This window comes from Nocardioides proteolyticus, from assembly GCF_051280635.3.
GTDB lineage: Bacteria > Actinomycetota > Actinomycetes > Propionibacteriales > Nocardioidaceae > Nocardioides.
On sequence record NZ_JBNBPO030000013.1, the window covers coordinates 43,084 to 56,842 of the forward strand.

A 13,759-nucleotide genomic window follows, 5' to 3' on the forward strand; every position below is an offset into this window, starting at 1 on the left:
TCACCCGGGGAGCAGGTCGGGCCGCGCCTCCGCCAGCACCGCTGCCCGGTCCTCCGGCAGCACGAAGCCGGCGGCGACCGCGGCGTCCGTCGCGTCCTCGTACGCCGCCAGGTAGGCCGCACGCGAGGACCACCGGGCGGCCAGCAGCCCGGGCTCGATCGGCAGCGTCCGCCCGAACAGGCTGCAGATCACCGACGCGCCGGGCGCAGCCCGACCCGAGAGCACCTGCACCGGGGCGTCGACCGCCGGGGTGCGGACGCCGCCGCGGGCGTTGCCGACCTCGTCGACCACCAGGTCGCCTCCGGTGACGGCGAGCGGCTCGGCCGACGGTGCCGCCGGCCCACCCCGCGCCCAGCGGTCGAGATGGCGCAGCGCCGCCCTCACGACGTACGCCTGCTGGCCCCGGTTGACCGGGTCCGGGCAGCCCAGGAACGCTTCGAACTCACCGATCTGGAAGAGGTCGGCGTGTGCGGCTCCGGCGATCTCCCACACCCGCAGCCGGTCGGCGTCCGGCTGCCGGGCGGGCAGGTAGTTGAGCCGACCGAACAGGTCGCCCTCGGCCTGCACGACGAGCACGGGCACGTCGAGGTCCGTGCGGAGCCGGGTGGGCCGGCCGGCCGCCCGGGCCGCGGCGAGGTCGACCCCGCGTCCCGCCTCCCCGAGCGGTGCGGCCACCTCGCCCCGGCTGTGCACGAGGAAGCCGTCGAACGCACCGGTGATCGGCTGCACGCCGTTGACGTAGGTGGTCAGCAGGTAGGCCGACTGCGACTCCCCCACCGCGAGCACCCGCTCCACGGCGAGCCCGTCGAGCGGTCCGCCGTCCGCCGCGCCCGCGAGGGCGCGGGCGACCTCCGTGAACAGCGAGTAGGCGTACGCGTCGCCCGGGTGGGCCAGCGCGCCGTAGCGGTCCGGGTCGACGCTTTTCAGCCCGTGGAGCGCGGCGCCCTCCACCGCCACGACCGCCGCGCCGCCCTCGACGCCGTTGTGCTGCGCCGAGACACCGGCCCACGCGTGGCCCCGGCGCAGCAGCTCCTCGGCGAGGTAGGTCCAGTCCGGCGCGGCGTCGGCACCGCTGCTGACGTTGAGCCACTCCACGACCAGCGTGCCGCTGAACGCCGCGGTCACCGGCCTCCGCACCACCACCCGGGTGACGAACGCCGCCTCATCACCCGCCTCGCGCAGCGCGAACCGCCCGTCGGCCGGCAGCACGTCGGCCGCGTAGCGGACGGCGGTCCCGGCGGCGGCGTACTCCTGCTCGGCCCAGCCGGCAGCCGCGAGGTCGGGCCCCGGCCGGGCCGCCGTCAGCGCGATGCCGTGGCCGCCGGTGAGCGGCGTGAAGGTCACCCGGTCGTGCGTCATGGCCCCGATCATGGCGGGTCGTGCCCGTGACCGACCGGCCAGTACCGTCGCGTCGTGCTCCCCGCGTTCGAGATCGTCGACCGCCAGCGCCCGGTCGCGGTGGTCGGCGTGCCCGTCGTCACCGAGGAGTACGACGCCGGCTCGGCGCCGCGGTCCGGCACCGCGCCGACGCCCCATCTCGCCCCGTTCGCGGCGATCGAGGTGGCGCTGCGGCCCGGCCGGCCGGCGACGGCGGCCACCACCGTGCTGCTCGGCACAGCGGACGGCACCGAGCTCGGCGTGCGGCTCGAGGGCCGGTCGGTGTCGCTGTGGGTGGTGGCCGGCGGCCAGCGGAGCACCCACCGCAGCCGGCGGCACGGCCGCGCCGCCACCGATCCGGACCGGCTGGCGCTGGCACTCACGGGGCGGCAGCTGACCGCCCTCAGCCACGAGGACGGCGCCTGGGTGGTCCGGGGACGGGTCGACCTCGGCGAGCTCGACCACGCCGCCGAGGGCCTCGACCCGCGGGCCCCGGCCTGGCTCTCCGGGCTCGTCAGCGGCTGGACGTCGGACGCCGTCACGGGGTGGACCGCAGGAGGGTTCGGCCAGCTCGGGTTGCGGGACCTGCGCGTGGTCAACCGGGCCGACGGCACGCCGTACCGCCCCGACGGGCGCCTCCTGGTCACCGCCACCAGTGCCGGGCCGGGGTTCTTCGACACCGCGCATACGTCGGTCTGGTCGTGGCAGCCGGGCGAGGCCCGGCTGCGACATGCCGCCGACCTCTTCTTCCGGCGCCCCGACCGAGCCGGCGCGTACGGCGACCACGCCACCCACCTGCTGCGCGACGGTGACCGGTGGCTGGTCGCGACCAGCACCTGGGCCGACTTCCCGGCGGACAAGCGGCGGCGCAGGGGCGCCACCGTGGGCGTCACCCTCGCCGAGACCGAAGCCGACCTCACGACCGGCCGGCATCTCCTGGCCACCCGGGAGCTCTCCCTTCCCACCGACGGCCCGTCGGTCGGCGTCTGGGACCCGCACCTGGCGCGGACCGACGACGGCCGCTGGCTGGTCGGCTACGTGAGCGCCCAGAGGTTCTTCGACTTCCACCCGGTGCTGGCGTCCGGGCCTGATCTCGACGACCTCGCCCTCGACGGCGCGGCGACGGACCGGCGGGCCACGGAGGGCACCACGCTGCTGCGGCACGACGGCCGGTGGTGGGTGCTGGCCAGCGACGGCCGGGACAACCGGCGCCGCACCCGGCGGCGCTACCCCGTGTTCGACACCGACCTCGCCGAGGTCGGCGCGCTGGCGGCGCCGTACCCGACCAACATCCCGTGGCCGACCGTGGTCCCGCCAGCGCCGGGCGCCGACGACGACTGGCTGCTGCTGACCTTCAACGGCAAGCCGTACGGCGGCCCGCTGGCCGGCTACGGCACCCACGGCGAGGTCGTGGTGATGCGCCCTCGTTGACCAGCGCTGGGCTCAGCGGACCCGGTAGACGTGCTGCGTCACGCCGGCAGCGCGGCGGGAGGCGCTGTCGGGCAGCTTGCTGCCCTGGTGTGCGCCGGAGACGCGCTCGGCGAGATGAGCCCGCCGGCAGCGCGGCGGGAGGCGCTGTCGGGCAGCTTGCTGCCCTGGTGTGCGCCGGAGACGCGCTCGGCGAGATGAGCCCGCCGGCAGCGCGGCGGGAGGCGCCGTCGGGCAGCTTGCTGCCCTGGTGTGCGCCGGAGACGCGCTCGGCGAGATGAGCCCGCCGGCAGCGCGGCGGGAGGCGCCGTCGGGCAGCTTGCTGCCCCGGTTTGCGCCGGAGACGCGCTCGGCGAGATGAGCCCGCCGGCAGCGCGGCGGGAGGCGCCGTCGGGCAGCTTGCTGCCCCGGTATGCGCTGGAGACGCGCTCGGCGAGATGAGCCGGCCGGCAGCGCGGCGGGAGGCGCCGTCGGGCAGCTTGCTGCCCCGGTTTGCGCCGGAGACGCGCTCGGCGAGATGAGTCAGTCGCGGTGGGGGTCGGCGTAGTCCGACCACTTGTCGAGCTCTTCGAGCTCGTCGACCTCGTCAGCACGTTGCACGGGCTCGCCATGGAGCTCGCGCGCGAGTGCCGAGAGGTCGGTCTCGTGAGTGCGGTACTTCAGGTCGCGTGCGACCTTCGTCTGCTTGGCTTTCGCTCGGCCGCGGCCCATAGGGTCCAGCCCCCTCGCACACTTGGCCGGGTACCCTCCGGGCCCCGGACTGCTGAATCAGAGTCTCGTGGGGTCAACCGTACATGGCGGCTGGCTGTTCCCGCACTTCAGGGGAAAGATCCGCGCGGCACGATGCGGGAGGTCACCAGCCGGGGTGCTGGCCCACCAGCTCGACGGTGCCGCGCTGCTCGGGGTCGACCGCGACCTCGCCGGCGACCCAGGCGTCCACGCCGGAGCCGGCCAGCCGCGCGAGCGCGTCGTCGACCGCGTCGGGCGCGACCAGGGCGACCATTCCGACGCCGCAGTTGAGCGTCGCCTCGAGGTCGGGCTGCGCGACGTCGCCGACCCGGCGAACCAGGTCGAAGACGGGGGCGGGCGTCCAGCTGGCCCGGTCGAGGGTGGCCTTGAGCTCGGGCGGCATCACCCGGGCCAGGTTGGTGGCGAGCCCGCCGCCGGTGACGTGGGCCATCGCGTGGGTCTCGGTCTCGCGCGCCAGCGTCAGCGCCGGCTTGGTGTAGATCCGGGTGGGCTCGAGCAGCTCCTCGCCGAGCGTCCGGCCGAGCTCGTCGACGTGGCGGTCGACGGTCCAGCCGGCCTGGGTGAAGAAGACGTGGCGGGCCAGGGAGTAGCCGTTGGAGTGCAGGCCGCTGGCCGCCATCGCGACGACCGCGTCACCGGGTCGCACCCGGCCGGCCCCGAGCAGCGCGTCGCCCTCGACCACGCCCGTGGTCGCGCCCGCGACGTCGTACTCGTCGGCGGCCAGCAGGCCGGGGTGCTCGGCCGTCTCGCCGCCCACCAGCGCACAGCCGGCCTCGACACAGGCCTCGGCGATGCCCTTGACGATCGCCGCGATCCGTTCGGGCACGACCTTGCCGGTGGCGATGTAGTCGGTCATGAAGAGCGGCTCCGCGCCACAGACGACGAGGTCGTCGACGACCATGCCGACCAGGTCGAAGCCGATGGTGTCGTGCTTGTCCACCATCTGTGCGACGGCGACCTTGGTGCCGACGCCGTCGGTGGAGGTCGCCAGCAGCGGCCGCTTGTACGACAGCAGCGCGGAGGCATCGAAGAGGCCGGCGAAGCCGCCGAGCCCGCCCAGCATCTCGGGGCGGCGGGCCTTCTCGACCCACTCCTTCATCAGGTCCACGGCCCGGTCGGCGGCCTCGATGTCGACGCCTGCACGGGCGTAGGCGTTGTCAGCCACGGCTCTCCTTCGGGTGCTGGGGGCTCGGGACGGCCGCCGCGCGACCTCCTCGACCTCCGACTACGGGTTGTTGAAGACGGGCAGCGCCTCGCCGTGGGTGCTCGGCTCGAGGGTCGCTTCGAGCAAATGCTTGCCGAGGAGGCTCTCGTCGGGCAGGTCGATGGGGTAGTCCCCGGTGAAGCAGGCGGTGCACAGCGAGGTCTGCGGCTGGCCGGTTGCCTCGACCATCCCGTCGAGGGAGATGTAGCCCAGCGAGTCCGCGCCGACCGACGCCGCGATCTCGTCGACGTCCAGCCCGTTGGCGATCAGCTCGGCGCGGGTGGCGAAGTCGATGCCGTAGAAGCAGGGCCACTTCACCGGCGGGCTGGAGATCCGCACGTGCACCTCGGTGGCACCGGCCTCCCGGAGCATCCGGACCTGCGCGCGCTGCGTGTTGCCACGGACGATCGAGTCGTCGACCACCACGATCCGCTTGCCGCGGATCATGTGCTCCAGGGCGTTGAGCTTGAGGCGGATGCCGAGCTGGCGCAGGGTCTGGCTCGGCTGGATGAAGGTCCGCCCCACGTAGGCGTTCTTGACGAAGCCCTGGCCGAACGGGATCCCGCTCTCGAGGGCGTAGCCGGACGCGGCCGGGGTGCCGGACTCGGGGACGGGGATCACCAGGTCGGCCTCGACCGGGAACTCGCGGGCCAACTGGCGGCCCATCTCGACGCGGGCCTCGTGCACGCTGCGGCCGGCGATGCTGGCGTCGGGGCGGGCGAGGTAGACGTACTCGAAGACGCAGCCCTTGCGCCGGGGGTCGGCGAACCGGTGGGAGCGCAGCCCGTCCTCGTCGATCACGAGCAGCTCGCCCGGCTCCACCTCGCGGACCACGCTGGCACCCACCGTGGCCAGCGCGGAGTCCTCGCTGGCGACGACCCAGCCGCGCTCGAGCCGGCCCAGGACGAGCGGCCGGATGCCCTCGGGGTCGCGGGCGGCGTAGAGGGTGTTCTCGTTCATGAAGACGAAGGAGAACGCGCCGTTGACCTTCGGCAGCAGCTCCAGGGCGCGGGCCTCGAGGGACTGGTCGGGGTGGTGCGCCAGCAGCGCGGTGACCAGGCTGGTGTCGTTGGTGGCGGCCTCGAGGTTGCGGGCGTGGATGTCGAGCTCGCCCTCGTCGCTCGGGAGACTGGCGACCATGGCGGCGAGGTCGGCGGTGTTGATCAGGTTGCCGTTGTGGCCCAGCGCGATCGAGCCGTCGGCGGTGGGGCGGAACGTCGGCTGGGCGTTCTGCCAGGTGCTCGCGCCGGTGGTGGAGTAGCGGCAGTGACCGACGGCGAGGTGGCCGGCGAACGACTCGAGGGTGTTCTCGTCGAAGACCTGGGAGACCAGTCCCATGTCCTTGTAGACGAGGATCTGCCGGCCGTTGCTGACCGAGATCCCGGCCGACTCCTGCCCACGGTGCTGGAGGGCGTAGAGGCCGAAGTAGGTCAGCTTGGCGACGTCCTCACCGGGCGCCCAGACGCCGAACACACCGCACACGGGGCTCAGCGTACCGGCGCGGGACCCCATCTCCCGCTTCGCGACCGCCACCCGTCGGGTGGGATGCGCCACCCGCCCGGCCGGCACTCGCCGGTGCCGACCGGGCCGGCCGTTGCGGGGTCAGCCGGCGAGGTTGCGCAGCAGCAACGCCTCGGCGAGCAGAACCCGCTCGAACTCGGCGAGGTGCAGGCCCTCGTTGGGGCCGTGGGCCCGCGTGTCGGGGTCCTCGACGCCGGTGACCAGCACCGACGCCGCCGGGAAGGCGTCGAGGAACTCGGCGATGAACGGGATGGAGCCGCCGACGCCCATGTCCACCGGCTCGGTGCCGTCCCAGGCCTCGGCGAACGCCGCCCGCGCGGCGTCGTACGCCGGACCGGTGGCGTCGATCTGGGTGGCCTCGCCGGTGTCCACGACCGTCGTGGTGAGCTCGGCGCCCCACGGGACGTGCTCCTCGAGGTGGCGGACCAGGCAGGTGAGGGCGTTCTCGGTGGTGTCACCGGGCGCGACCCGCATCGAGATCTTCGCCCGCGCCGACGGGACGAGCGTGTTGGACGCGCCGTCGACCTTGGGCGCGTCGAGGCCGGTGATGCTGAGCGCGGGCCTGGTCCACAGCCGCTCCACGGCGGAGCCCTCGCCGATCCACTCGACGCCCGGCGCGGCGCCCGACTCGGCTCGCAGCCGCTCCTCGGGGTAGTCCACGTCGGCCGCGGGGCCGCTGTAGAGGCCCTTGACCGCGACGTTGCCCCGGTCGTCGTGGAGGGTGGCGAGGAGGCGCGCCAGGGTGATCAGGGCGTCGGGCACCAGCCCGCCCCACATCCCGGAGTGCACCGCGTGGGTGAGGGTGCGGACCTCCACGTCGAGCCGCACCAGACCGCGCAGTGACGTGGTCAGCGCGGGCACGCCGATGTCCCAGTTGCCCGAGTCGGCGATCACGATGACGTCGGCGGCCAGCCGGTCCTGGTGCTGCCTCAGCAGCGCGGGGAGGGTCTCGGAGCCGACCTCCTCCTCGCCCTCGATGAACACCTTCACGGTCACCGGCAGCTGGTCGCCGAAGGCGCGCAGGGCCGCGACGTGGGTCATGATCCCGGCCTTGTCGTCGGCGGCGCCGCGGCCGTAGAGCCGGTCACCGCGCTCGGTGGGCACCCACGGCGGGCTGTCCCACTCGCGGTGGTCGTTCTCCGGCTGCACGTCGTGGTGGGCGTAGAGCAGCACGGTGGGCGCCCCCTCCGGGCCGGGACGGTGACCGATCACCGCTGGCGGGGCGCCGTCGTGGGCGCGGACGATCTCGACCTCGACGCCCTCGGCGGCGAACAGCTCGGCCGTCGCGCGGGCGCTGCGCTCGACCTCGTCGACGCGGGCCGGATCGGCGCTGACGGACTCGATCCGGACGAGGTCCTCGAGGTCCTTGCGGACGCCCGGGAGGAGCTCGGCGATGCGGGTGCGCAGGGCGGCGGTGTCCATGCCCGCCAACCTAGCGACCGTCAGCGACCGTCCAGCGGGAGGTACGGCGCGAGGTCGGTGCGCTCGCCGCTCGCGTGCACCCCGCCGCCGGCCACGGCCTCGTCCCACCGCAGCTCGCCGGTGGCGAGCGCGATCCAGGTGGCGGCATCGGTCTCGACCACGGCCGGCGGCGTGCCGCGGGTGTGCCGCACACCCTCGACCACCTGCACCGCGGCGTACGGCGGCACGCGCACCTCCACCGAGCGGCCGGGCGCGCGCGCCTCGAGCAGCGCCAGATAGTGCTTGGTCAGCAGCCGCAGGTCACCGCGCTCGGGGGCACCGTCGCGGACGCGGCCCAGCGCCTCGGCGACCGCGGCCGGATCGGCCACCCGCAGCTTCGCCGGCATCAGGCGCCATCCTCGCGGCCGGCGCGTTCCCCACGGCCCTCACCGACGTCCGGCAGCTCGGGGTAGGGCTGGATCAGCTGGAACACGGAGTACGTCTCGCGGCCATCGCCGATGGACTCCCCCTCGGCGACGCTCTCGTCGGCGGCGTCCTCGTCGGCGGCGCGGCCGGCGGCCCGGTAGCGCTCGACGATCCGGTCGAACTCGCCCATCAGCTGCTCGGCCTCGTCGGTCGTCAGGCGAAGCGACCACTCCGAGACGCTCTTCTTGCGCCGGCCCGTCTCGTCGTAGGTGTAGGCGCGCTCCACGAGGTGCTGGCCCCACTGGACGGCGTTGCGCCGGAAGACCGCGTAGGCGGCGGCACCGCCGGGCTGGGCGAGCATGTCCTCGGTGCGGAACCGGATGCCGTCGGGGTCGGTGAGCCGCCAGACGCGGTCGCGACGGTCGCGGCCGGCGTCGGGGTCCTCCTCCACCAGGCCGTACTTCGCCAGCTGACGCAGGTGGAAGCTCGCCTGGTTGGCCGGTATCTCGATGCGGCGGGCGATGTCCGCCGCCCGCAGCGAGCCGGCGGCGGACAGCTCGTGGAGCACGCGGTTGCGCGTGGGGTGGGCGATCGCCCGCAGGATCCGCGGGTCGTCGTACATCACCATGCCGCCAGCCTACCCGCGGTTCGCACCTTTTGGTGCGCACCGTCTATTGCGCAACTAACGTTGCGCAACTTACGGTGCAGGTATGACGGCGTACCGATCCCTCGCTCGCAACCGTGACTTCACGGCACTGTGGATCGGGGCGACGATCTCCGAGCTCGGGACCCGGGTCACCACGTTCGCGATGCCGCTGGTCGCCTTCGCGGTCACCGGCTCCACGCTGTGGGCGGCCGCGGCCGAGGCGGCGTACCTGCTCGGCATGGTGGCGGTGCTGCTGCCGGCCGGGGTCGCGGCCGACCGGTGCCACCGGCTGCGGGTGCTCCGGCTGTCCCACGGCGCCGGCGCAGTGCTCTACGGCTCCCTGGTCGTCGCCGGGGCGGCCGGGGCGCTGACCCTCCCCCACCTGCTGGTCGTCGCAGTGGCCGGCGGCCTGGTCGCGGGCCTGTTCCTGCCGGCCGAGTACTCCGCGATCCGCAGCATCGTGACCACCGAGGAGCTGCCGACCGCGCTCAGCCAGCAGCAGGCGCGCCAGCACGTCGCGGCGCTCCTGGGCGGTCCCCTCGGCGGCGCGCTCTTCGGCCTGGCGAGGTGGGCGCCGTTCGCGGCCGACGCACTGAGCTATGCCGTCGGCTGGGCACTGCTGGGCCGGGTGCGGGCAGACCTGCGAGCGACCCCGGCGACGGAGACATCCCGGCCGCTGCACGAGCTCTCCGCCGGCCTGCGCTTCACCTGGTCGCGACCGTTCCTGCGGGTCCTGCTGCTCTGGGCGCCGGCCGCGAACCTGGCGGTGAACGCCCTGTTCTTCGTCGCGCTGTTGCGGCTGGTCGAGGCCGGCTTCCCCGCGTGGCAGATCGGGCTGGCGGAGGCGGCGATCGGGGCCTGCGGGATCCTCGGCGCCATCGCCGCGCCGTGGCTGATCGACCGGTTCCGCACCGGCCGCCTGACCGTGGTGGTCGCCTGGAGCTTCGTGCCGCTGTCGGTGCCGCTCGCCCTGTGGAACGACCCGTGGGCCCTCGCCCTCGCGGGGTCCGTGGGGCTGTTCCTCAACCCCGCCGGCAACGCCGGGATCAGCTCCTACCGGATGGCGGTGACGCCGCCCGACCTGGTCGGACGCGTCCAGTCCACCATGCAGTTCGTCTCGATGCTCGCCATGCCGGTGGCGCCGGTCGTGGCCGGCGTCCTCCTCACCGGCATCGGCGGCGCGGAGGCCGTCCTGGTCCTGACCGGCCTGACCGCGACCGTGGCCCTGATCCCGACCCTGTCCCGGTCGGTGCGGTCGGTGCCCCGGCCGGCCGAGTGGCCCCGCCTCACGCCCCGCGCGCAGCAGCCGGCCGGCACCGGCTGATCGCCGCTCGGCCGACGGTTGTCGGGCTCCGCCCACATCCCGCGGCGCCGGACGACACAATGGGCGCCATGCGCCTGCCTCGTCGTGTCACGGCTGCCCTCGGGTCGCTGCTCCTCCTCCCCCTGCTCGCGAGCTGCGGCGAGGACCCGGAGCAGGTCGAGACCGGCGACATCGTCCCGGCACGGGAGGACGCACAGTTCGCCGACGGGACGGAGTCCACCATCGCACTGCCCCTCGGCGAGCTCGAGGTGCTCGTCGGCGAGCCGGCCGACAGCCTCTCGGCCGAGGAGACCCGCCAGCTGGAGGCTATCGACGCCCCGGAGGGCACGTCGTTCGTGCCGATCACCTGGCAGTACGACTCGGGCACCTTCGGCGACTACGACGACTACCTGCTCAGCGACGCGACGCCGGTCATCGACCTGGTGTCGCGGGGAGCCAGCTACCGGCTTCCCGCCCCCGAGGCGAGCGGCTCGGGCTCGGAGTCGTTCTACGTCCTGGTCGACGGGCGGGGCGAGGACGCCTCGCTGGAGGTGGAGTTCGACGGCGTGACGCAGACCGTCGACCTGCGCACCGGGAAGCGCGAGGCCGACCGCGCCAAGCCGCTCTACCGGCTCAAGCCGCGCAGCGAGCGCACCCGCGCTTGCACGCCCTTCGCCACCTTCGGCACCGGCGAGGACGACGCGCCCCGCCGGGCACCGGACTACAGCTGCACGGTGACCCGGACCGCGCGGCTGCCCTATGCCGCCGGCGCGTGGGCCGAGCCCGGCCGGAGCTGGCTCGTCGTCACCGCGAAGACCTCGCTGCGCCGCTACGACCGGATCGCGGCGGACTTCAAGTCCGGGGCGATCTACTTCGCCGGGTCCGTCGAGAGCGAGTTCCGGCTCGGGCGCATGAAGCCGGCCGAGGTGATCGTCGACCGCGAGCGCACCGCCTGCCCCGACCCCGCCCGCGGGGGCTGCGTCACCACCTACCACCTGGTCTTCGACGTGCCCGAGGACCCGCCGATGCGGCTGCGGATCAAGCAGGTCTACGACATGGTGCTGACCTCGGTGTGGGGCGGAGGCGAGGGCAAGGACCTGATCGAGCTGCCGGTCAGCGTGACCATGCGGCTGCGCTGACCTGGGCTGGCTCTAGGCTGACCCCGGGACTGGCTTCGGGCCGGCTCGGGAGCTGGCCCCCGGTTGACGCTCGCCGAGCCGCCCCGGCTCCGCGTCAGGAGGAGAGTGCCGCCGGGAGGGTCGCGGTCCACGCTTCGCGCAGCTCGTCGAGCGGGACGCTGAACTGGTCCCCGACCTCCAGCGCCGTGCCACCGGTGGTGCCGAGCTCGGTCATCGGCACGTCGTGGCGCGCGCAGAGCGCCCGGAGCTCCTCGACGTCGTGGTCCGCAACGGTCACCACGGCGCGTGCGGCGGACTCGGCGAACAGCGCGACGAAGGGATCGCCGTCGAGGGTGACCCGGGCGCCGATGCCGCTGACCAGCGCCGCCTCGGCCAGCGCCTGGGCGAGGCCGCCGTCGGAGACGTCGTGGGCGCTGGTCGCCACGCCGACGAGGTCGGCCAGCAGCCGCGCCAGCGCCCGCTCTGCGCGGAGGTCGACCGCCGGCGGGCGGCCGCCGAGGTGGCCGTGGACGACGTGCGCCCACTCCGACCCGGAGAGCTCCTCGCGGGTCCGGCCGAGCAGCACGATCCGCTCGTCGGCGGCCTGGAAGAACGAGGGCGTCCGGCGTCGTACGTCGCCGATCACGCCGAGCACCGCCACGACCGGGGTCGGCAGGATCGCCGTCTCGCCGGTCTGGTTGTAGAGGCTGACGTTGCCGCCGGTGACGGGGATGCCCAGCTCGAGGCAGGCGTCCTTGAGCCCGCGGCAGGCCTCCGCGAACTGCCACATCACGCCGGGGTCCTCCGGCGACCCGAAGTTCAGGCAGTCGCTCACGGCCAGCGGGGTGGCTCCACCCGTGGCGACGTTGCGGTAGGCCTCGGCGAGGGCGAGCTGTGCGCCGGCGTAGGGGTCGAGCTTCGCGAACCGGCCGTTGCAGTCGGTGGCGACCGCGACACCGAGGTTGCTCTCCTCGTCGACCCGCACCATGCCGCTGTCGGCGGGCTGGGCCAGCACCGTGTTGCCCTGCACGTAGCGGTCGTACTGGTCGGTGATCCAGGACTTGTCGCACAGGTTCGGGCTGGCCACCAGCCGGAGCAACGTCTCCCGCAGCTCGGCGCCTGAGCTCGGGCGGGGCAGCGCCTCGGCGGCGTCGGCCTGGAGGGCGTCCTGCCAGTCCGGGCGGGCGTAGGGCCGCTCGTAGACCGGGCCGTCGTGGGCGACGGTCCGCGGCGGCACGTCGACGACGCGCTCGCCGTGCCAGTCGATCTCGAGCCGGCCGGTGTCGGTCACCTCGCCGATCACCGCCGCCTCGACGTCCCACTTGGCGCAGATCGCGAGGAAGGCGTCGATGTCGGCGGGCTCGACGACCGCCATCATCCGCTCCTGCGACTCGCTCATCAGGATCTCCTCGGGCGCTAGCGTCGAGTCGCGCAGCGGCACGCGGTCGAGGTGGACGTGCATCCCGCCCTCGCCGGCCGAGGCGAGCTCGGAGGTGGCGCAGGACAGGCCCGCGCCGCCGAGGTCCTGGATGCCGGCGACCACGCCGGCGTGGAACAGCTCGAGCGTGCACTCGATGAGCAGCTTCTCCATGAACGGGTCGCCCACCTGGACGCTGGGGCGCTTCGCGGGGCCGTCGGCGTCGAAGGTCTCCGAGGCCAGCACCGAGACCCCGCCGATGCCGTCGCCGCCCGTGCGGGCGCCGTACAGGACGACCAGGTTGCCGACGCCGGAGGCCTTGGCGAGGTGGAGGTCCTCGTGCTTGAGCACGCCGACGCAGAGGGCGTTGACCAGCGGGTTGCCGACGTAGGTGTCGTCGAACACCGCCTCGCCGCCGATGTTGGGCAGGCCGAGGCAGTTGCCGTAGCCACCGACGCCGGCGACGATCCCGGGCAGCACCCGGTGGGTGTCCTCGGCGTCGAGCGGGCCGAACCGCAGGGGGTCCATCACGGCCACCGGACGGGCGCCCATGGCGAGGATGTCGCGGACGATGCCACCGACGCCGGTGGCGGCGCCCTGGTAGGGCTCGACGTACGACGGGTGGTTGTGCGACTCGACCTTGAAGGTGACCGCGTAGCCCTGGCCGATGTCGGTCACGCCGGCGTTCTCGCCGATCCCGGCGAGCATCCGGCCGGCGGCGCCGGTGCCGGAGCCCTCGGTCGCCCGGAGCTGCTCGGCCAGCTCGCCGAACTGGCGCAGGTGCACCTTGGAGGACTTGTAGGAGCAGTGCTCGCTCCACATCACCGAGTACATCGCCAGCTCCGAGCTGGTCGGCCGGCGACCGAGGATGTCGCGGATCCGGTCGTACTCGTCGGCCTTCAGCCCGAGGTCGGCCCAGGGCTGCTCCCGGTCCGGCTCGCCGGCCGCCACGGAGACGGTGTCGAGCGTCGAGCGGGCGGGGGCGGGTGCGGTGTCGGCCACAGGTGCAAATCTATCGGCCGCCTCGCGCGGGTCGGGTCTCCGCTCCCCATGAGATCGGTCACCGGCGGCTCCTCAACCCGGCCGGTCGGCCGCCGATCGGGACGGAGGACGACTGCTCCCTGCCGGAGGGTGTCCGGTCCACGAAGAACTACACCGGTGTAGTTCT

11 protein-coding genes are annotated in these 13,759 nt (G+C 74.1%); 3 read left to right on the forward strand and 8 right to left on the reverse strand.

Annotated elements, in window-relative coordinates; translation table 11 throughout:
- Positions 1-1,359 carry an alpha/beta hydrolase domain-containing protein gene (locus ACPOLA_RS09700; protein WP_435770213.1) on the reverse strand — a complete coding sequence of 453 codons (1,359 nt, stop codon included), beginning with the start codon at positions 1,357-1,359 and terminating at the stop codon, positions 1-3.
- Between the two features lie 54 nt (positions 1,360-1,413).
- On the opposite strand from ACPOLA_RS09700, the gene ACPOLA_RS09705 reads away from it, so the two are divergent.
- Positions 1,414-2,808 (forward strand): hypothetical protein, encoded by a 1,395-nt coding sequence (locus ACPOLA_RS09705; RefSeq protein ID WP_435770214.1) that lies wholly within the window; start codon positions 1,414-1,416, stop codon positions 2,806-2,808.
- A gap of 519 nt (positions 2,809-3,327) precedes the next feature.
- On the opposite strand, the gene ACPOLA_RS09710 is transcribed toward ACPOLA_RS09705, so the two are convergent.
- The 6 genes from ACPOLA_RS09710 to ACPOLA_RS09735 all read right to left on the reverse strand — a co-directional run bounded on the left by ACPOLA_RS09710 (position 3,328) and on the right by ACPOLA_RS09735 (position 8,735).
- Positions 3,328-3,516 (reverse strand): DUF3073 domain-containing protein, encoded by a 189-nt coding sequence (locus tag ACPOLA_RS09710; RefSeq protein WP_435770215.1) that lies wholly within the window; start codon positions 3,514-3,516, stop codon positions 3,328-3,330.
- A gap of 142 nt (positions 3,517-3,658) precedes the next feature.
- Complete coding sequence (gene purM / locus ACPOLA_RS09715; RefSeq protein WP_435770216.1) at positions 3,659-4,720, reverse strand: phosphoribosylformylglycinamidine cyclo-ligase; 1,062 nt, start codon at positions 4,718-4,720, stop codon at positions 3,659-3,661.
- Positions 4,721-4,780: 60 nt separating this feature from the next.
- Complete coding sequence (purF, locus tag ACPOLA_RS09720) at positions 4,781-6,241, reverse strand: amidophosphoribosyltransferase (RefSeq protein ID WP_435770217.1); 1,461 nt, start codon at positions 6,239-6,241, stop codon at positions 4,781-4,783.
- Between the two features lie 120 nt (positions 6,242-6,361).
- Positions 6,362-7,702 carry a dipeptidase gene (locus ACPOLA_RS09725; protein ID WP_435770218.1) on the reverse strand — a complete coding sequence of 447 codons (1,341 nt, stop codon included), beginning with the start codon at positions 7,700-7,702 and terminating at the stop codon, positions 6,362-6,364.
- A gap of 20 nt (positions 7,703-7,722) precedes the next feature.
- Positions 7,723-8,088 (reverse strand): sterol carrier family protein, encoded by a 366-nt coding sequence (locus tag ACPOLA_RS09730; protein ID WP_435770219.1) that lies wholly within the window; start codon positions 8,086-8,088, stop codon positions 7,723-7,725.
- Positions 8,088-8,735: a helix-turn-helix domain-containing protein gene (locus ACPOLA_RS09735; protein ID WP_435770220.1), complete on the reverse strand. Its 648-nt coding sequence runs from the start codon at positions 8,733-8,735 to the stop codon at positions 8,088-8,090. Before ACPOLA_RS09735 ends, ACPOLA_RS09730 begins: the two co-directional genes overlap by 1 nt.
- 82 nt (positions 8,736-8,817) lie before the next feature.
- Here ACPOLA_RS09735 and ACPOLA_RS09740 point away from each other — a divergent pair, with 82 nt between their 5' ends.
- Together ACPOLA_RS09740 and ACPOLA_RS09745 are read left to right on the forward strand one after the other, a co-directional pair.
- Positions 8,818-10,077 carry an MFS transporter gene (locus ACPOLA_RS09740; protein ID WP_435770221.1) on the forward strand — a complete coding sequence of 420 codons (1,260 nt, stop codon included), beginning with the start codon at positions 8,818-8,820 and terminating at the stop codon, positions 10,075-10,077.
- Between the two features lie 68 nt (positions 10,078-10,145).
- Positions 10,146-11,195 carry a hypothetical protein gene (locus tag ACPOLA_RS09745; protein WP_435770222.1) on the forward strand — a complete coding sequence of 350 codons (1,050 nt, stop codon included), beginning with the start codon at positions 10,146-10,148 and terminating at the stop codon, positions 11,193-11,195.
- A 94-nt stretch (positions 11,196-11,289) separates the two neighbouring features.
- On the opposite strand, the gene purL is transcribed toward ACPOLA_RS09745, so the two are convergent.
- Positions 11,290-13,593, reverse strand: coding sequence for a phosphoribosylformylglycinamidine synthase subunit PurL (gene purL, locus ACPOLA_RS09750; protein WP_435770223.1), 2,304 nt, complete (start codon positions 13,591-13,593; stop codon positions 11,290-11,292).
- Positions 13,594-13,759: the final 166 nt, after the last annotated feature.